Here is a 19676-nt window from a genome sequence, read left to right as displayed (position 1 = left end):
TAGTTTCTACAAATCGAATGCACAAAGGAGTCTATCTATGAACAAGCAATGGGAAGCCCAATGGATCACGGACGCTGCTTTTATCGGTCTGCAGCCGATCGATTTGTTTCATAAAGAAATGGAGCCGAAGGAACTGCCCGATCATCGAGAGGACCTCAAAAACCTGCATATGCTGGCGAGAACAACTTGGGTGCTGGACGATGATTTCACAGATGCTGCACTTGAGCTTACAGCTGACGATTATTATAAGGTATATATCAACGGACAATTTGTAGGACAAGGCCCTGCTCAAGGTAACTATTTCCATTATTATTATAATCGTTTCGATATTACCCCGTATTTGCAAAAAGGCAATAATGTCATTGCCGTTCATGTATACTATCAGGGCTTGATTTGTCGTTCCTATAACAGTGGGGATTATCGTCAAGGCTTAATAGCCGAGGTATCCGTCGATGGAAGGCTTGTAGCTAAAACCGATGAGACCTGGATGGTAACGAGAAACAAAGCTTACGCTAGCGGCGGTATTATCGGCTATAACACCCAATACCTGGAGCATATCGATAATCGCCTTCAGCCTGTAGGATGGCAGGAACTTGCCTATCAGGAAACGGATTGGACTCCTGCTTCTGTGCATGCGGATGATGATCACCAGCTGCAGCTGCAGCCTACTCCTCCGCTTGCTGTTTATACGGTCAAACCTGCGAAAGTCAAACCACTGGCAGAAGGCGGATATATACTGGATTTTGGCGGGGAACTTACGGGTCAGTTTAAGATGCGCGCTCACGGAAGACAAGGACAAATAATTGAGCTTCGCTGCGGTGAGGAGCTGTTCGACAATGAGCGTGTTCGTTACGAGATGAGATGCAACTGTACCTATCAGGAGCTGTGGACGCTTTCAGGCGATCATGATGAGCTTGATCAGTATGACTACAAAGCTTTTCGATATGTGGAAGTACTTGCCGATTCCAGTATTCACATCGATATAGATAGCTTTGCGGCTGTTGTCAGACACTATCCGCTGGATGAGGAAGCTTGTCAATTTGAATCGTCCGATTCCATGCTTAACGCGATTTGGACCATTTGTACAAATGGTTTGAAATTCGGCTCTCAGGAAAATTACGTAGACTGCCCTTCCCGCGAAAAGGGACAATATCTAGGTGACAATACAATAATTACACACGCCCACGCTTATGTCTCCGGCGATTTGCGGCTGTTCCGGAAATCACTGGTTGATTTTGCCTTACTGTCTTCTCATGTATGTCCGGGTATTATGGCTGTAGCTCCGGGTCACTTTATGCAGGAGATTGCTGATTTTTCATTCCAATGGCCGATCCAACTGCTTGAATATTATAAACAGAGCGGAGATGAAGCTTTTCTGCGTGAAATGTATCCGGTGGCCGAAGAAATGCTGCGGCATTTTAACTCTTTTCAGCGGGAGGATGGATTGCTCACCCATGTAGCCGATAAGTGGAATTTGGTTGATTGGCCAGAAGGCATGCGCGACGATTATGACTTTCCTCTGACAAGACCCGTCAGTGAGGGCTGCCATAATGTCGTCAATGCGTTTTATTATAGTGCACGAGTGGCCGTCGCGCAGATTCGCAAAATTCTTCAGATTGAAGAGCATGACGATTTGGAAAGCTTCAAGCAGGCGTTCCGGCAGGTGTTCTGGAGTGAGCAGACGAAACTGTTCGTTGATGCAGAGGGATCCAAGCATTCTTCCCTGCATGCCAATGCGCTGCCTTTATTATTCGGTCTGGTCGGGACAAAGGATCGTGAGGCTGTAGTCGAATTGCTGCAGAGCAAGCGTTTGAGCTGCGGCGTATACATGGCCTATTTTTTATTAAAAGCCTTAGCTGCTGCCGGAGAGTATGCACTTGTGTATGACTTGATCCGCTCAGAAGATCTGCATTCGTGGGGCAATATGGTTAAGGAAGGTGCAACCACCTGCTTCGAAGCTTGGTCGAAGGATTTGAAATGGAATACCAGCTTGTGTCATCCATGGGCAAGCGCTCCTATTCCACTCCTAATTGAAGAAATCATTGGACTTAAACCTGCTGCACCGGGGTGGACAGAGGTAAGCTTCCATCCTCACATGCCTGAAACGCTGGAATGGCTGAAGATTTCGTTTGAAGTGCCTTCCGGGACGATTCATTTTGAGCATAAGCATGGTCAATCGAAGCTTTCCCTACCTGAGGGTGTCAGCATAAGACGGGATTAGACACTTTGACCAACTGAACATTTTCTGTTACAGTTTAACTCAGAGGTGAACAATATGATCAAGCTTGGAATTTTGGATCAATCCCATATCGGTGAAGGTAAAACCGCAGCAGATGCATTGAGAGAAACGACGCTGCTGGCCCAGGAGGCCGACAAGCTTGGCTACTCTCGCTATTGGGTATCAGAGCATCACGCATCTAAAGCACTCGCTCATTCAAGCCCCGAGATTCTGATCGCACACCTTGCTGCTGCAACTGCAAGAATTCGGTTGGGCTCAGGGGGCATTATGCTTCCGCATTACAGCGCCTATAAGGTCGCGGAAAATTTCAGATTGCTTGAAGCTCTTCATCCTGGACGGATCGATCTCGGTCTGGGACGTGCGCCTGGCGGAATGCCGCTCGCTACAAGAGCACTTCAGGAAAATAAATTTGTCGATATTAACCAATATCCGCAGCAGGTCAGGGACTTGACGGGCTATTTGCATCAAACGATGCCTGCTGAGCATCCGTTTGCCAGACTGCACGCGTCCCCATCCATTCCTACCGCACCTGAGCTGTGGCTGTTGGGTTCAAGTGATGAGAGCGCCAAGATTGCTGCTCGGCAAGGTGCTGCTTACGCATTTGCCCAGTTTTTCGGTGTCACCGGAGGTGAATCTGCGATGCAATATTATCATGAGCATTTTCAGCCGTCCGTCTTAAACGATCGTCCGAGGACCCTTGCCGCTGTTCTAGCCATTTGTGCAGATAGCGAAGAAGAAGCCAATATTCTGGCAACCAGTACGGATTTATTTTTCCTGCGATTGGAGTTGGGACTTGAGCTGAACACGTTTCCTTCCGTTGAAAGCGCTATGGACTATCCTTACACAGAAGCAGATTTAGAGCGCATACGGATACGCCGCCAGCGGCGCATCGTAGGCACTCCTAAACAGGTCAAGAGCAAGCTGCTGGAAATCAGCGAGCTGTATAAAACCGATGAATTACTCGTTGTCACTCCAACTCATGATTTCGATGCCCGCTTAAAGTCCTATAGGCTTCTTGCGGCAGAATTTGGAATGCTTCGTTAGATTATAAGTAAATTACAAAGCAAGTATGTAGGTTACGGGTTAGCCGCTCCAGGTTGCGATGGTTTACTCGTGCTTGGAGTGGTATTTGGCTTAGAATTCTGGGTAGGCTGCTGCTGTGTCGATGACTTAGCAGGCTGCACAGGCTTTACCTCTCCTGTCTTTTTATCTGCCGGTTTATCGACTGCGGGCGGTTTCGCTGGAGCCACTATATCCGATACAGGCTTCTTAGCTGGAACGACACTGATTTTACCATCCTTATTTACTGCTGCATTAAATGAAATCCTTGACATCCGTTCAAAAAGCTTTAACCCCTCTGCCTCTGGCATACGGACGGGCTGAGCACCTTTAGTTAATACCGGCAGCATTTGCAATTCGCATTTGCGATCTTTCGTACATTCCGCATCAAGCACCATCGTTTCCCAGGTCATCGGCTCCGCATTAGTCGTGAAGATGAAGTTGCCCAAGCTGTACGCAATCCATTTTCCATTATACTGTTCGAAGCCCTGAAGCACATGAGGATGACTCGCTACAACCAAATCCGCACCCTCATCAATATATTTATGCGCCAGATCGGTCTGCTCCTTCGCTGCAACATCCTGTCGCTCAATACCCCAATGCGCAATGACTACGACCAGATCAGCTACCTCACGAGCATTCGCGATCGCTTCCAAGGGGAGCTTGGTGGAATAAGTTTCGGCCACACCTGGTTTCTGCTTGCCTGCGTACCATCCGGCATCCGGTGCATTGCGGCTGAAACCGAGAAAAGCTATCTTGATGCCATTACGTTCCATAATGACTGGCTTATAGGCTTCCTCAATATTACGTCCCGTCCCTACCCGTTTGATATCCACTTGGTCCAATGCATCCATCGTATCCAGCAGGGCATCAGAGCCATAATCGAGAATATGATTGTTGGCTGTATTAACAAGGTCAACACCGGAAGCTTTAAGTGCTGGAAGTGCTTCAGGAGATGAACGATAGGTGTAATCCTTGATTTGTGCCGTTCCCCGAGTTGAAATGGGTGTTTCCAGATTAGCTATCGTAATATCTGCTTTTTCCAAATACTCTTTCATGTACCGATATGGATAATCCCAACCATTCTTTATTAATAATTGCTCTACATTTCCAGAAAACATAACATCTCCGATAAACGTTAGCTTGACACTGGATTGACCCGCATTGCCTTTTGGATTCGCTGCTGGCTTACTGTCAGGTGCCTGCCCGTTTATAACATTGCTATCGCTTGGTTTATCCGTTGTACCCGTGCCTTTGGCACTGTTCTCACCGGCAGCATTGGGCACTGTCTTCACTACAGGTTCGTTCTTGGGTGTGTTCCCCTGAGGCACCGTAGATGGTGCCGTTACTGTCGGTGCAGCTGGAAGCGCCTTATTGGACTCTTTGCCAAATAACCAAACTAGCAAATAACTGAAAGCTGCTATCGTAATTAATCCTATAATTCCCAGAGTTATCCATGTATTTCTCTTGATTTTATTGACATCGCGATGTTTGACAGCTCGAGTTTCTATGACGATCTTCTCCTTCTGTAACGGGTTCATTGAGTTTGCAAACAGAAACACCTTGCTAGTATACCAAATTTTAATTCATAGAGCATGAATCAAAACTCACAAAAAAACAGTTGCCAAAGCTAACCATAATTTGCTATTATAGTTTTCCGTCCTCTTGGCGCCCTTACATAACAACCCTCTGTACGTTTCTTCACTAGCTATACTCACCCATTACGCACGTGTCTCAGCATGATCCCATTTAATCACAAGAAATCCTTTATGTGCTTGCTGCCGTTACCAGCAGGTGCGACAATTTAACCACCGGAGGTGTGTATGCTTTTTGTCGTTTTAATGAAAAAAGCGTATGACCGCAACCTGCAGTACCGAGCCTCGCATGCAATCAATACGGTTGCCAGTGCGATCTTCGGGCTTATTTACGTCTCCATATGGAAAGGCGTAGGGACTACAGGCGGAGCAAGCGGTTATACGCTGGATACGGTCATTCACTATGTTGCATTCAATCAGGTTTGTTTATGGATTACTGTTTTTATGACCAAAGGGCTTGGTATTGATCAATCCGTACGTACAGGTCAAATCGCGCTCGATCTCATGCGGCCAGTTCACCTTTTCTATCATCTGATGTGCCGAGAATGGGGACAAATCGTCTATCAGCTTCTCTATAAATCGTTACCTATCTATTTACTCTATGTGTGGACACTCGACTTGCCGGTTCCGCTCAGTGCTTCTACATGGGCTTTGACGATACTGGCACTCGTTCTGGCTGCCTATATGAGCATATGCATCAATTATATGATTGGGGTAGCTGCCTTATGGACAACCGAATCGCAATGGCTGTTTTGGGTTCATATTTCGCTCTCCTCTGTTCTATCCGGCTTTCTGATCCCAAATGATTGGCTGCCCTTATGGCTGCAAAGTATAGCGAGAATGACTCCTTATCCTTATCTGCAGTATGTGCCAACCAAGCTTTATTTAGGAATGGAGGGTGCGCCGATTCTACTGGGAAGCTTGATCTGGTCTTTATTTTTGACCTTGCTCTGTTTTGCCGCTACAGCGATCGTTCGCCATAAGGTGGAGGTGCAGGGAGGATGAATACATTTCGGATGTACACCCTGTTGATTCGTGCCAGCATCGTAAGCAAAATGCAGTACAAATTTAATTTTTGGTTTTCGACAGTGCTTGCTTTTGTAATCAACACGATGGAGTTTTTACTAATCTCGATCATCTTATGGAAGTTCGGCAGTATCAAGGGCTGGAGCTTATATGAAGTTGGTTACTTGTATGGGACTATCCTGTTATCCAAAGCCATTTACCGAACATTGGCCAATGATGTGCACCATTTGGAAAAATATTTGGTGTCCGGCGATCTCGATCAGCTGCTTATCCGTCCTATCCCGCTGCTGCTGGCACTTATGACTCAAAACTTTCGAATTATGATGGCCGAATATATTCAAGGCGCTATCATCCTAAGTGTTTGTGTTCACGAGATGCTGCAATCTGGTCAGGTCGAGCTATGGGCAATTCCACAAACAGCAGCTGTGATTGTGATCGGGTCCGTCATTTTGTTCGCTATCGGGCTTGGCACTGCCACCTTCGGTTTTTGGATTACACGGGTCAGCGATTTGCAAAATGTAACCGAGGATGCGGCACGTACGGCTGTTCAGTATCCGATGAATTTATATCCAAAATGGCTTCAAGGTATTTTATTGACCGTGATTCCTGTAGGAGCTGCCAATTATTTGCCTGCCTTATATGTGCTTCGCCACGAATTCGGGTTCTGGCTGATTCCGGTTATCGGTTTGTTCGCCGCTCTATTCCTGTTCGCTATGCTGCAATTCTGGAAGCTGGGTATGTCTAAATATCAAAGTACGGGAAGCTAAACATATATGCAAGATAAGAAAGACAAGAGAATCGCAGCCTAAAAGGTGAAGATACATTCGAAACGATCCAGTAAAGGAGCTGTTCTATGATTGAAGTTTTAGGTTTAAGCAAATCATTTCGGGTCCCTTTGATTGGCGAAGGACGTTGGCAGCGGCTTCGTTCTTATATTAGCGGTGCCCATCGAGAAAAAATCGCGGTCAACGACATCAGCTTCAGCATTGAGCGAGGCGAATTTGTCGGTTATATCGGCCCGAACGGGGCAGGCAAATCGACTACGATCAAAATGTTAACAGGTATTCTACACCCTTCCTCCGGGGAGGTGTTAATCAATGGGCAAAGCCCTCACAAATCAAGACGACAGGTCGTACGCAAGCTTGGTGTCGTATTCGGACAGCGCAGCCAGCTATGGTGGGATCTGCCTGTGAAGGACTCCTACGATATTTTGGCTGCGATGTATGGCATCGAACGAATACAAAAGGAGCGTACGCTGGCTGAACTAAGTGAGCTGCTGCAACTGAAGGAATTTATCGATACGCCTGTTCGTAAGCTATCGCTCGGACAGCGGATGCGTGCTGATCTGGCTGCATCCATGCTGCATAACCCGGATATTTTGTTTCTTGACGAGCCGACCATTGGCCTCGATATCGTAGCCAAAAAATCGATTCGCAAGCTGCTCAAAGCCATGAATCAGGATTTTGGAAAAACCGTACTGCTGACCACTCATGATATGGACGATATCGAACAGCTATGTGAGCGGGTGATGGTCATTAATCACGGACAGCTTGCTTATGATGGAACCATTGACCGTTTGAGAGAGAAAATCGGATTGCCAACGATAATGAGAATCAGCTTTGCAGAACGGGTACATGTTCCGTTGGAATGGAGCGGTGCTTTTCTAGTTATCGGCCAAACTGAAAATGAAATCACTATACAGTGCAACCGAAGGAGTACACAAGCCATGGATGTATTACGACAAATTGAGCAGTGGGGCACCATTGCTGACGTCCATATGGAAGAACCTGACTTCGAGGAAGTGATTCACCGAATATATTAATGTTCATCTTGATACAGGAGATACTCGAGTCTGAGTATCTCTTTAAGCTGCTCATAGGGTTGGAGCAATCGCGTCGGATTATGTTATACTTCAACGTACATAGCAGGAAAAGAGGAGAACGGCCGTGGCACGTTGGAAGATTAATTTAGCTGTACTCTGTATTGGGCAGTTTTTGGTTATGAGCGGAATGACAATGATTACCCCCTTTTTACCCTTATACATACAGGAAATGGGTGTTACAGATCCTCATCATATTGCACTTTGGTCGGGATTTATTTTTGCGGGGAATTTTGTTACCTCATTTTTTTTCCAGCCGCTCTGGGGGCGTTTGTCGGATCGGTATGGACGCAAAGTCATGCTGCTTCGTTCTTCTTTCGGAATGGCCGTGGTGATGACATTAATGGGCTTTGCTCACGATCCGACACAGCTGCTGCTGCTTCGCATTCTGAATGGCGTCATTTCTGGATTCATGCCTGCAGCGGTTGCCTTAATCTCAACCAATACACCCCGCGAAAAAAGCGGCTTCGCTATGGGCATGCTGCAATCCGGTGGGGTCGCAGGCTCAATTCTCGGTCCATTCATCGGTGGATTGATGGCGGAATGGCTTGGATTTCGCTCTATTTTTTATGTGACAGGTACTTTGTTATTCGCTGCCTCGATGGTCGCACTGTTTCTCGTCAAAGAAAAATTCGATTTAGCCGAGGCCAAGAAAAAAACGAATATTACGATTGTCGAAGGCTTCCGCGTATTAATGAAGGTGAAACAGCTGCCTGCGCTGTATGGAGTGACTTTTGTGATTCAGTTCTCCATGCTTGCCGCCATGCCGCTAATTCCTCTCTTCGTTCAGGATCTGCATGGAAAAGGCGAGCTGCTCGCTTTTTACGCAGGGCTTGTCGGATCGGTAACTGGTTTCTCCAATATGATAGCATCTCCACTGCTTGGTAAATGGAGTGATCGAATCGGATCCGTTAAAATTTTGGCAGTTTGCTTGATTGGAGCAGGGCTTTGCTATATTCCACAAGCATTCGTCACGAACATTTGGCAGCTATTTGCTGCGAGGTTCATGCTTGGTGTGTTTATGGGCGGTATGCTGCCCTCGGTCCAAACGTTAATTCGCAGCTACACACCTAATGGTATGGAAAGTCGATCGTATGGTTTCAATTCCAGCGCGCTCAGTCTTGGTAACATGATGGGACCCATTATTGGTGGAGCTTTGTCCGGCTGGGTTAGCATTCGTGGGATTTTCATCATGTCCTGTATTATGCTGCTCGGCAACGCGCTGTGGGTTCGCCGCACTTTGGGTGATCAACAGCTGCCAGTGCTTCCAAACAAAAAGGGCGAAGGCTAGCGCCGCACTGGAGTGGTATATTAAACACCTAACATGACTCCGTTCACACCTACATATCCTTACTAAATAAAACAGATTTAGTGCACTTACAAACAGACTGTATACTGTGATGCGGAATCGCCCATCTCATCCTTATGCAATACCTACAACAACCGCTTGCCCAAGCAAGCGACTAGGAGGTTCTCCCTGCATGAAGCTGGACATTAAAAAAATCCTGTTTATAATCGTTTGTGCTGAGCTGTTGCTCTGGTATCGTTCGGTGATCGAGATAAGGAACACAAATTATGAAATGGTGTACCATAATAATGAAACCCATCCATGGAAAACACCCCAACCTGCAAGCAATTCGGCCGTACCGTTAAAACAAGCATCATAAATAAATCATCTGGTAGAGGTTGTTCAAAAAAGCACGATGCACATCAAGATTACCGTTACAATTAATACGTATTCAAAAAGAATATTATTGGTATAACCCTCCTAAAGGAAATAATTGGAGGGTTATATTTTTTAGTATATTGTCTATCGTACTGGCCACTTTCAGCAGAGATCCCTAGGGAGATGGTATTGGGGGTGCATGTTTAGGAAATTATAGACGGACGAATATTAGAAAAGGCTTCCATTAATGTTCTATTGGTCTAATGTATGGGGGATTAATATAATTTCGTTATACTGTATGTTATGCTAATATTTACCTAATGAAAGGAGATCAAACCGTAATAAAGACGGTTTTCAAGGCTTTACTTTTCGAAAAAATTCGTATTACGAAGGGAAATTAAATGAAACAGAAACATTGGCTGTCTCCGATTATGATCGCGATATTAATGTGTGCAATGCTCCTTTCTGCCGCTCCAGCATTAGCAGCAGATACACAAAAAACTTTTATTACTATGGATAACGGTATCCAAATCAATGGAAATGTGCTAGTCCCTCTTACCGATTTTGCCGAGAAGATTAATGCAAGAGTAGAAACATTTAAAAGTACGGACAACGTCAACATTTTTAAAAATGATAACCAGGTATCCATGCAAACAGACTCACCTATTATACAGTATCGCAACGCCCAAAACTCGGAGGGTCCTACAAAACTCATCAATAAACAACAATTTGCTCCCATACGATTAATAAGTGAAGCATTTGGTTATAAATTCGAAATTAACCAACAAACAAAACAGATAACGATAGAGAATAATGATACGATCCTGCATATCATTTCCTACCCTTACTTAGAATTGGATGGAGAATATTTCGTCTATGATGGTGAGCTAGATAATGGGCTACCTCAAGGCAATGGCAAAGCTGTAAAAGGCACCTCGATGAGCGGTGAAATATGGTATTCAGGCCAATGGAGCAAAGGTATACCTGTAACGAAGCTGCCTGTGATGGAAGAAGCTCCTGCTGATGTAGAAGGCTATAAGATTTTCATAAATTCAAATTATCTGAAGTCGGAAAATACCCCGATTACTCATAATGATGCTATTTATTTACCTCTCGGGGCTATAACCGATAAATTAACTATACCTGCTGTAGTGGTTAACGGTATCATTCGAATTAATACTCCATCTCGAATCATTTTACTGCGGACGAATAGCGACTTGATGACTTATTTCGACACAACAATGAAACCTAACTCTGCCCGATTGGAATATCCACCCATACTTGTAAATGGATTTATTTATGTTCCACTCGTCTTTTTGACTGATTATATGGACATGAAAGTGGTTTGGGGGGAACAGCAGCGGATTGATATTACAGCCGGGGAATTCAGAAGAAATGCTTCTTGGGGTAAGCAAGCTATCGTCGATGAAGGTATAAAAAAGCTGAAGTTCGAAACAGATGCCGAACAATTTTGGAAAAACAATCCAGTCTTATGGATAAAAAATATATCTCAGGAAATGAGAGAATCACAAGGCTACTACCACAATTTTCAGCAAGTATCCATTGTTGGATATAACGGGGGATCGGTAACCGTGTCCAATGGACATTATGAAACTACTGAGGTCTCATATTCCATGAACAATATCAATGCTACTTTTTCCTTAATTGATCCGTTGGCGGAATACGACTGGTCTGAATCGATAAAAGACTCTCTTCGTGTAGGAAGAGTAACTAAAGGTATGACAGCCGAACAAGTTATTTTATCGTCAGGGTACCCTGATAAAAGAACTACAATTGGGGATCTTGAACAATGGTATTACAAGGGTATTGGAGGAGTCCAGTATTCCCGCTTTCTTTACTTCAAAGACGGCTTATTTTATAAATAGTACGATTATCTACTAAGAAGTCCATATTCAAATTTCAGTTCAAGAATGTAGGGGCACCTTTTACAACTGAAAATTGTAAGGGGCATCCCTACATAATAAACTGAATATCTTGGTTTGGATCGTTACAACAAACCATGACTGGTTCTGATCAGCTGGTGTGAAAATAAAAAGATCATGCTCTCATAAGCCAATAATGATGGCCTGCGATTGCATGGTCTTTTTCTAATATTGCAGTCAGGTTAGCGTACACGAGCAATTGCTAATCCATCATAAGCCGGTAAAACAACGCCCTCTAGCCGCGGGTCACTCGCCATGCTTTCATTAAACTGGCGCATCTTGGTTACTGAGTTCCCATTCTGCTTCGGATCCATGACTCGACCATGCATCAGTGCATTGTCGCCCATAATAATGGCCCCCGTGTTAGCCAGCTTGATCGCCCATTCCAGGTAATTCGGATAATTCCCTTTATCAGCATCGATGAAAAAAGCGTCGAATTTTTGCCCTTCCTCTTCAAGCTGCTGTAAATGATGCAGGGCCTCCCCGACTCGATACTCTACCTTATCCCCAAGTCCCGCCTCATTCAGATGCTGCTGTGCAACATCAGCATATTCCTGCATAAGCTCCAACGAAATCAGCTTACCTTGATCACCCAAGCCACGAGTCAAACAAATCCCACTATAGCCGCCCAAGGCACCTATCTCCAAAATGCGCTGTGCTCCTGTCATTTTGACCAGCAAAGTCAATAACTTGCCATAACCTGGAGCTATGGAAATTTCCGGCATGCTGCGGCTCCGTATCCCTTCCTTTACATGTTCCAATTGCTCGTCGCGAGTCAATAATGACTCTACGTATTCCTCATCGGATAGCTGTGTCATCCTATAATTCCCCCTAATATTGTATAAACCAACGGTATCACCTATAATATCAGAAGCATATGTTTTAACCGGATGTTAAGTTGACTGATATTTCAAAGAAAACATACCTTCATATTGCGGTCACTCATCCTTGAATATGCTTGTAACTATGGTGTCTGTATCAACTATTGTATGGCTTTTCCAATAAGAGTTCAACTGGAGTGTGTAAGATGTCTGAAATTCAATTAATCGCCACCTGTCCTATGGGGCTGGAGGCTATTCTGGCTCGTGAGATTCACGATCTGGGCTATGTAAATACAACGGTCGAAAATGGCCGGGTTAACTTCACAGGCGACGAACTGGCTATATGCCGCACCAATTTATGGCTGCGCACAGCGGATCGCGTGCTTGTTAAAATGGGCCAGTTCGAAGCTCGTACCTTCGATGAGCTTTTCGAGGGCACCAAAGCGCTGCCTTGGGCAGACTGGATTCCTGAAGATGCCGAGTTCCCAGCGCAAGGACGCTCTCATAAATCCCAGCTGTCCAGCGTCCCTGCTTGTCAAGGTATTGTAAAAAAAGCTGTTGTCGAAAGCCTGAAGCAGCGCTATCATACTGAATGGTTTCCCGAGACGGGAGCTCGCTTCGTGATGGAAGTCTCACTGCTGAACGATATAGCTACGTTGACGCTTGACACAACGGGCCCGAGCTTACATAAGCGCGGCTATCGCAAAATCGCGACCGAAGCGCCGTTAAAAGAAACGATGGCAGCAGCTATCGTACTGCTCAGCCGTTGGCGGGTGGATCGGCCGCTGTACGATCCGTTCTGCGGCTCTGGAACCATCCCGATCGAGGCCGCAATGATCGGCTGGAATATTGCACCGGGTCAGCGGCGCTCATTTGCGGCAGAAGCATGGCCCATTATTCCCACGGCATTATGGGATCAAGCACGAGATGAAGCTTATGATCTGGTTAAAGATGATGTCCCCCTCGAGATCATCGGCTCGGACATCGATAAGGATGCTATTGAGATCGCATTGGCCGCTGCCAAGTCAGCAGGACTCGCACGTGAGCTGAGATTTCAGGTACTTCCGGTCGCCAAAGCCAAGCCGCAAGGCGAATATGGCTGTTTAATAACCAACCCTCCTTATGGGGAACGCTTAGGAGATCTGAAAGAAGTGGACAAGGTTCTTCGCGATTTCGGCTTGATGGCTTTGCATCTGCCTACGTGGTCCAGCTTTATTTTAAATCCGAACAAGCAGGTTGAACACTTCATGAGCAGACCTGCTGATAAAAAGCGCAAGCTGTATAATGGACGAATTGAATGTCATTTGTTTCAATATTTTGCTCCGGGCGGATTGTATGGACCACGTCGGGAATCTTAGGAATAGAATCGCCCTGATGTCCAGCATCAGGGCTTTGGCGTGAGGTGATTGCTCTGAATCGTATTCATTGGAAGCCTGTCAAGCTAAGTCCTCAGCAAACCCTTGCCTTAGGGTTTGCGATCATTATCGTCCTGGGCTCGTTCTTGTTATGGCTGCCTGCTGCGTCAATTGAAGGACGTTCGCTCAGTTATATTGACGCTTTATTCATGGCTACATCGGCCACCTGTGTAACTGGATTGATTCTGGTCGATACGGCAACCCATTTCACTCATTTCGGACAAATCGTCCTGCTAGTCATGGTGCAGCTGGGCGGATTGGGATTCATGACCATGACCACTTGGTTCGCTATCGTTGTCAGAAAACGAATCTCCTTGCGTGAACGGCTTGTCCTGAAAGAATCGTTGAATCAAATATCGATAGAAGGTATCGTCCGGCTCATCAAAAATGTCATAGTCTACTCGCTAGTTGTTGAAGGTATAGCTGCTTTCATTTTTGCGATCCGTTGGTCCTTTGAAATGCCTTGGAGCCAAGCGATTTACTATGGTGTGTTTCATTCCGTGTCGTTGTTTAATAACGCTGGATTTGAGCTTGTTGGCGGATTTAGGAACCTGACTCCTTATGTCGACGATTTTGTGATCAATACCGTTTCGATGATCTTGGTCATTTTGGGTGGGATTGGCTTCATCGTGATGTCTGAGCTAATTGATTACTCCAAGACCCGGCAGCTTTCCCTGCATAGTAAAATTGTACTGTCCTTTTCTGGGTTTCTAGTCGTGTTTGGTGCTCTTGTGATTTTTATTTTTGAATATTCCAACATACATACATTGGGTCCTTTACCTATATTCGATAAAATCCTCGCTTCCTTCTTTCAATCGGTCAGTACAAGATCATCAGGAACGAATACAGTAGACATTACGAACTTGAGGCAAGCCACCCAGTTTTTCATGGTGCTCCTGATGTTTATCGGTGCAGCTCCAGGATCAACAGGCGGCGGCATTAAGGTAACTACCTTTGCCATATTGATCGGGGCCATGCTTACGATGATCCGACGAAAAGAAGATATCGTGCTGTTTCGACACCGTTTGGCTCAAGAGTACACACACCGGGCACTCACAGTAACCTTCCTCTCCTTGTTGCTCATCTTTATCGTGACCATGCTGCTTCTTGCTACACACGACTTTCCTTTTTTAACGATTTTGTTTGAAACTACCTCTGCTTTCGGAACCGTCGGACTGAGTATGGGGCTGACCCCGCATTTAACCTTCACTGGAAAAATAGTTATTATTCTGATGATGTTTGCCGGAAGATTAGGTCCTGTCACGCTGTCCTATGCGCTGCAGCCCAAAAACAAAAAGGAACTGTTCCATTACCCCGAAGGCAAAATCACGATCGGATAGACACACAAAAAAAGAATCAGGCCCATGGAACAACGCAAAAACAGCGCAGCTCCAGTACCTGATTCTTTTTGCGATTACCGCTAAGCCTAATTCCGTTATCCTTCATCCGTTATCCGTTATGCTTCATCGTTTCAACCAGTTCATGAAGCACCTTGCCTGCATCATCATAAGGGACTTGGCACGTTCCTGCTGCCTTATGCCCACCGCCGCCATTCGCAAGCATCAAGGCGCCTACATCGGTTGTCGAGGTGCGATTGATAATGCTGTGACCGCAGGCAAACACACAGTTTTGCTTGTTTCTTCCATCGACAATCCAAATCGAAATATTTTGTTCTGGATATAAAGCATAGACCATAAATCGATTGCCTGGATAAATTGTTTCCACATTGCGCAGATCAGTTACAATCACGTTACCGTCTGCATATGTATGCTGCTTTAACATCGCTTTGTAGTCAACGTCCAATTCAAAATAACGTTTCGTCCGCTCTACAACATCCGGCAGCTGCATAATTTCATCTACCGTCATTGTTGCACAGTGATCAACCAAATCCTCCATCAGCTGATAATTACTGATTCTGTAATCTCGGTAGCGTCCCAATCCGGTGCGGGCATCCATGATGAAGGACAACAAATCCCAGCCTGAGGGATTCAAAATATCATCTGCCGAAAATTGCGCGGAATCGGCCTTATCCACACCTTGCATAATGTTATCGATATCACCAAAACGTTCTTTGCCACCATAGTAATCATATACAACACGGGCAGCGCTTGGCGCCACACGGGTCTCACCTTTATATATGATTTCAGGGCCTGTACGCTCCAACTCACTGGAATGATGGTCAAACCATAAACCACAGCCGGGTACATAAGGGACGTTCGCCAAAATGTCATTCTCATTGACTTCAACCAGCCCATCCTGCATATCCTTCGGATGAACGAATTTCATTTCGTCGATCATTCCCAGCTTTTTAAAAAGCATTGCACATACCAAGCCATCAAAGTCGGATCGTGTAATTAAACGCATGGTCTTTCCTCCTATGTAGTCCCATTGAACTATGGTAATCTATGTATATTATTATTATAAACATTTGACCTAATAGAGACAATAGCTAGAAGCAGAAAAAGCATACCTTTGGCCTTTTCAGCTCCCAGATATGCTTGTATGATTCTATATCCCATCTATTCTCACTTGAAATCTACACACCGATGTCAACTTTAATACCAAAAGGCTGCTTAAGCAAGACGCTGCTCGTTTGTACGACAGCCTAAATAGTGATATAAGCTGACAAACAATTCATTCTCCAATTCACAACGAACCGAGAGCTTAACCTCTCCGCACCAGTAGAATGAAATGAGATGATTCGTTTTTCCCATGACCATTTCCACATCCCAGCACGGATTCTGCAAATCAAATGTCTCACGGTTAATAAACATCTTGGGGCCTTCACTCGACAAATAAATCCCGATCATGTCGGTGCCAACCTTGGTATAAAATCCGGTTCTTGTCATCAGACTCCGATTCACCTTCATATATGATAATCCACCTCTCTTATCTTTTACACAAAAAGACTCCTGATCAATAACCGGTCAGGAGTCGCAGTTAATATGCGCGTCACAGTCCTTCGGCAGCTGGCTGGCTGTGTGCGTCCTTCTTGCACCATAAGCCCCTATAGTTTTGCGTCACAAGCTTCCACTTGCTTTGCTATTATCGAGAGTAAGATCTACTATTATTCGACAACTTTAGCATATAAGATAAGAAGGTCATAATAAATGAATCTGGGGTCCCAATTCGTCATATTATACAGGTCAAATTACCTAAATATATTTTTAATGTTCGAAGAAAATAAATTTTTAGACAGAAATTGTTGAATTGAGGTTCCTCGTTAGAAGAATCAAAACGATTTGATATAGAAATCAATCAAAAGTAAATTCGCTAAATACTGTACTTTTAATATCAGGCCATTCGGACTTTATGATGCTAAAATAAACATCATCTCTCGGATCTCCTTTTGCATTTATGTAGTTATTTCTAAAGACTCCTTCTTGTTTGGCTCCAATACGGAGAACAGCCTTTTGTGATCTTATATTTTCTATATCCACACTAAATTGAACACGGTTAAAGTCCATTTCTTCAAAAGCGTATCTCAATAACTCAAATTTCGAAGCCTTGTTAATACCCTTACCTCTAAATGCATCTCCGTACCAAGTCCACCCTATTTCAAGTCTCTTACTATGAAACAATATGTTTCCAAAACGTGTTGATCCAGCGACTTGGCCTGATGCCTTGTCAATAACAATAAAAGGATAAGATATTTTCTCGTTTCGGCTTTTTAGTGTACTATTTATATAGTTCTTTAAATCCTGATCACTAACAATATGATTTCCAGTAAATTTTGTAATTTCCTTATCAAATATGATCTGCCGCAGGTCGTTTTCGTATTTTTCGTTAAATGGTATTAGCTTGATAATATCATTTTCTAATATAATATGGCTTTGATAAAAATCGTTCATGCGTATCATCATCCTTATAAACATTCTATCTTGTAAATATTTTCCATTTTTTTCGGTCAGATTTTATGAATATGAACCAATTCCTACAAAAATGATTTTGTAATTTTCACATAACATTATTGTTCCATAAAATTGGAGTGGAGTCCAATATAAAAAAGTCTTTTGCCGATGGCAAAAGACTTTTGGGACACTCCATTTTCGGAATTTTCAATTATCATACAGCAAGGGCTGCATTAATCTATTTCACATATTTCTTAACTTTTTCAATCGCTTCGTCCTCAGTAGCCCCAGTCACATAACGCCCATTTATATAAATAAAAGCAAATCGTGAGCAAGGACCGCAATAAGATTTGCAAGCTATCTTGATGTCGGCGTCCGGGGCCAGCTTTTGCAGCTTCGATACGGCCGTCTTCATCTTCATATGTTTGCACTTATCACAGACGCGAATATCGTTCGCCATAACTTACAAATCCTCTCGTTTCCCATGAAAGCAAAGCTTAGTGGTCGCCGTGATTTCCTTTACCCGGATTGGTGACTGCGAAGCCTTCCTCCGGCGTGTAGAAATAATCGATACGGATTCCATCCAGTAAAGGCTCGTCCTTCTTCAAAACCACATCAATTCCTTTATCGGTGCTTACCACTACATCATCGTCAGTCGGCTTGTCCATACCCATACCGTAATGCGCATGGTCACCATGGCTGTGCGTAATGTAAATACGAACCTTCAAATCCTTGTCTTCTTCTTTTTCCAGCTCAGCCAGTAAGATCTTAGCTGCATTACGTGAAATTTTAACATTCATTTCCTCTGTCCACTCCCTGTATGCTTTTCTCCCTATTGTAAAGAAACCGTCCATGGAAATCAACCCATTGTACAGCTATTTAATAGTTATTGCCGATCCGCAATATAGGGTCGCACCTCTTCCACAGTCAGGTTCGATGTCTGCAACATTGGATTCGTTGGTGCAGCAGAGGTCCTATCTCCATTGTAAACCTCCTGTATCGCCTCCGTATCCTTCAAAATATGTCCGGTAAGCAAGCATACTACTGTACATTCCTTGTCAATAATACCTGCGCCAGCAAGCTTTCTCAGTCCTGCAACTGAAGCCGCAGATGCAGGCTCACAGCCAATACCGCTTCGGTTGATCATACCTTTGGCCAGCATGATCTCCTCGTCAGTCACGGAAACCGTCACTCCTTCAGTATGCAGGATGGCATAGTGCAGTGCTTTCTTCCAGCTGGGCGGATTCCCGATATTCATTGCCGTTGCTCGTGTATAAGGATTTAATGCAGGCTTCAACTGGACATCCCCCTGGGCAACCAACTGATGAAACGGACTAGCCCCCTCCGCCTGAACGACGGCAACTCGGGGCAGCTTGTCAATAAACCCCAGCTCCTTTAACTCGTGCAAGCCTTTGCCTAACGCTGTTGCATTGCTTAATGCGCCTCCCGGAACTACGATCCAATCCGGCATCTGCCAGCGAAGCTGTTGGGCAATTTCAAATACGATACTCTTCTGGCCTTCGATTCGAAAAGGATTGATCGAATTGCACACGTATAAGCCAAGTTGTTCACTATGGAGCTCACTAAAACGGATCCCATCATCGTAAGTACCCTCAAACGATATCACCTGTGCGCCATAAGCGAGAGTTTGCAGCACTTTATTCATGGATATATGATGTCTGGGAAGAAATACATACGATGAGCACCCTGCCCATGCAGCATACATAGCAAGTGATGACGATGTATTTCCCGTTGATGTACAAGTAAATCGTGTATAACCCAACGACCGGCCATGAGAAACTGCCACCGACATTCCGTTATCCTTAAAAGATCCGCTCGGATTCTCGCTCTGCGCCTTCAGCATGAGCTTGCGTACACCGGCAAATTGGGCCAAGGTTTCAGATGGATACAGTCCCGTATTCCCTTCATATCTACTCGTTATATAAGCTTCCGGCATTTCCGGATAAATCAATTCTTTATACCGCCACACACCACTTGCCCATGAAGACATGCGTTCCGTCAATCTTTTATCGAACTCCAGCTTTAACCGCACTACATCTACTTTTTGAAAATCATGTTTGACCTCCAGCAAGCCTCCGCAATCACATAAAAACGGATTGCTTCTTTCCTGCAGCATATAAGCCCTCTCACAATCAAAACAAACAAATTTCATCGCATTCAC

18 protein-coding genes and 1 riboswitch are annotated in these 19676 nt (G+C 44.7%); of the genes, 10 read left to right on the top strand and 8 right to left on the bottom strand.

Features of this window, described 5'->3' with window-relative positions; translation table 11 throughout:
• Positions 1 to 37: 37 nt before the first annotated feature.
• Positions 38 to 2221 carry a family 78 glycoside hydrolase catalytic domain gene (locus BM210_RS12095; RefSeq protein WP_091168220.1) on the top strand — a complete coding sequence of 728 codons (2184 nt, stop codon included), beginning with the start codon at positions 38 to 40 and terminating at the stop codon, positions 2219 to 2221.
• 54 nt (positions 2222 to 2275) lie between these two features.
• Positions 2276 to 3283, top strand: a complete 1008-nt coding sequence (locus BM210_RS12090; RefSeq protein WP_091168217.1) for an LLM class flavin-dependent oxidoreductase — start codon at positions 2276 to 2278, stop codon at positions 3281 to 3283.
• A gap of 32 nt (positions 3284 to 3315) precedes the next feature.
• On the opposite strand, the gene BM210_RS12085 is transcribed toward BM210_RS12090, so the two are convergent.
• Positions 3316 to 4839: a CapA family protein gene (locus BM210_RS12085; protein ID WP_091168215.1), complete on the bottom strand. Its 1524-nt coding sequence runs from the start codon at positions 4837 to 4839 to the stop codon at positions 3316 to 3318.
• Between the two features lie 282 nt (positions 4840 to 5121).
• Between BM210_RS12085 and BM210_RS12080 the strand changes: the two genes are divergently transcribed.
• From BM210_RS12080 to BM210_RS12055, 6 genes are all read left to right on the top strand, one after another.
• Positions 5122 to 5898 carry an ABC transporter permease gene (locus tag BM210_RS12080; RefSeq protein ID WP_091168213.1) on the top strand — a complete coding sequence of 259 codons (777 nt, stop codon included), beginning with the start codon at positions 5122 to 5124 and terminating at the stop codon, positions 5896 to 5898.
• Positions 5895 to 6686 carry an ABC transporter permease gene (locus tag BM210_RS12075; RefSeq protein ID WP_091168211.1) on the top strand — a complete coding sequence of 264 codons (792 nt, stop codon included), beginning with the start codon at positions 5895 to 5897 and terminating at the stop codon, positions 6684 to 6686. The genes BM210_RS12080 and BM210_RS12075 overlap by 4 nt, the downstream gene beginning before the upstream one ends.
• An 86-nt stretch (positions 6687 to 6772) precedes the next feature.
• Positions 6773 to 7741 (top strand): ABC transporter ATP-binding protein, encoded by a 969-nt coding sequence (locus BM210_RS12070; protein WP_091168208.1) that lies wholly within the window; start codon positions 6773 to 6775, stop codon positions 7739 to 7741.
• A 124-nt stretch (positions 7742 to 7865) separates the two neighbouring features.
• Positions 7866 to 9089 (top strand): MFS transporter, encoded by a 1224-nt coding sequence (locus BM210_RS12065; protein ID WP_091168205.1) that lies wholly within the window; start codon positions 7866 to 7868, stop codon positions 9087 to 9089.
• A 190-nt stretch (positions 9090 to 9279) separates the two neighbouring features.
• Positions 9280 to 9465, top strand: a complete 186-nt coding sequence (locus BM210_RS12060) for a hypothetical protein (RefSeq protein ID WP_091168202.1) — start codon at positions 9280 to 9282, stop codon at positions 9463 to 9465.
• A 400-nt stretch (positions 9466 to 9865) separates the two neighbouring features.
• Complete coding sequence (locus tag BM210_RS12055) at positions 9866 to 11350, top strand: stalk domain-containing protein (protein WP_091168201.1); 1485 nt, start codon at positions 9866 to 9868, stop codon at positions 11348 to 11350.
• Positions 11351 to 11589: 239 nt separating this feature from the next.
• Here BM210_RS12055 and BM210_RS12050 read toward each other — a convergent pair whose 3' ends face one another.
• Positions 11590 to 12225 carry an O-methyltransferase gene (locus BM210_RS12050; RefSeq protein WP_091168199.1) on the bottom strand — a complete coding sequence of 212 codons (636 nt, stop codon included), beginning with the start codon at positions 12223 to 12225 and terminating at the stop codon, positions 11590 to 11592.
• A 209-nt stretch (positions 12226 to 12434) separates the two neighbouring features.
• Here BM210_RS12050 and BM210_RS12045 point away from each other — a divergent pair, with 209 nt between their 5' ends.
• Together BM210_RS12045 and BM210_RS12040 are read left to right on the top strand one after the other, a co-directional pair.
• Positions 12435 to 13586, top strand: a complete 1152-nt coding sequence (locus BM210_RS12045) for a THUMP domain-containing class I SAM-dependent RNA methyltransferase (RefSeq protein WP_091168197.1) — start codon at positions 12435 to 12437, stop codon at positions 13584 to 13586.
• Between the two features lie 44 nt (positions 13587 to 13630).
• On the top strand, positions 13631 to 14983 hold the full coding sequence (locus BM210_RS12040; RefSeq protein WP_371263461.1) for a TrkH family potassium uptake protein: 1353 nt from the start codon (positions 13631 to 13633) through the stop codon (positions 14981 to 14983).
• 109 nt (positions 14984 to 15092) lie between these two features.
• Here BM210_RS12040 and BM210_RS34765 read toward each other — a convergent pair whose 3' ends face one another.
• The 6 genes from BM210_RS34765 to thrC all read right to left on the bottom strand — a co-directional run bounded on the left by BM210_RS34765 (position 15093) and on the right by thrC (position 19667).
• Positions 15093 to 16007 carry an exopolyphosphatase gene (locus BM210_RS34765; protein ID WP_091168195.1) on the bottom strand — a complete coding sequence of 305 codons (915 nt, stop codon included), beginning with the start codon at positions 16005 to 16007 and terminating at the stop codon, positions 15093 to 15095.
• Between the two features lie 209 nt (positions 16008 to 16216).
• Positions 16217 to 16513: a hypothetical protein gene (locus BM210_RS12030; protein ID WP_091168193.1), complete on the bottom strand. Its 297-nt coding sequence runs from the start codon at positions 16511 to 16513 to the stop codon at positions 16217 to 16219.
• Positions 16514 to 16604: 91 nt separating this feature from the next.
• A riboswitch (cyclic di-GMP riboswitch) is annotated at positions 16605 to 16697 on the bottom strand.
• A 200-nt stretch (positions 16698 to 16897) separates the two neighbouring features.
• Positions 16898 to 17494 carry a GNAT family N-acetyltransferase gene (locus BM210_RS12025; RefSeq protein ID WP_091168191.1) on the bottom strand — a complete coding sequence of 199 codons (597 nt, stop codon included), beginning with the start codon at positions 17492 to 17494 and terminating at the stop codon, positions 16898 to 16900.
• A gap of 238 nt (positions 17495 to 17732) precedes the next feature.
• Positions 17733 to 17954 carry a YuzB family protein gene (locus BM210_RS12020; RefSeq protein ID WP_091168189.1) on the bottom strand — a complete coding sequence of 74 codons (222 nt, stop codon included), beginning with the start codon at positions 17952 to 17954 and terminating at the stop codon, positions 17733 to 17735.
• Positions 17955 to 17991: 37 nt separating this feature from the next.
• Positions 17992 to 18294, bottom strand: coding sequence for a heme biosynthesis protein HemY (locus BM210_RS12015; RefSeq protein ID WP_091168187.1), 303 nt, complete (start codon positions 18292 to 18294; stop codon positions 17992 to 17994).
• An 86-nt stretch (positions 18295 to 18380) separates the two neighbouring features.
• A complete protein-coding gene (thrC, locus tag BM210_RS12010; protein ID WP_091168185.1) occupies positions 18381 to 19667 on the bottom strand; it encodes a threonine synthase in 1287 nt (428 codons plus the stop codon).
• Positions 19668 to 19676: the final 9 nt, after the last annotated feature.

Origin of the sequence: Paenibacillus sp. 1_12 (assembly GCF_900114475.1) — a bacterium.
Classification (GTDB): Bacteria; Bacillota; Bacilli; order Paenibacillales; family NBRC-103111; genus Paenibacillus_S.
Note: the sequence above shows the minus strand (reverse complement) of the source record. Positions and strands in the feature narration are given on the sequence as shown.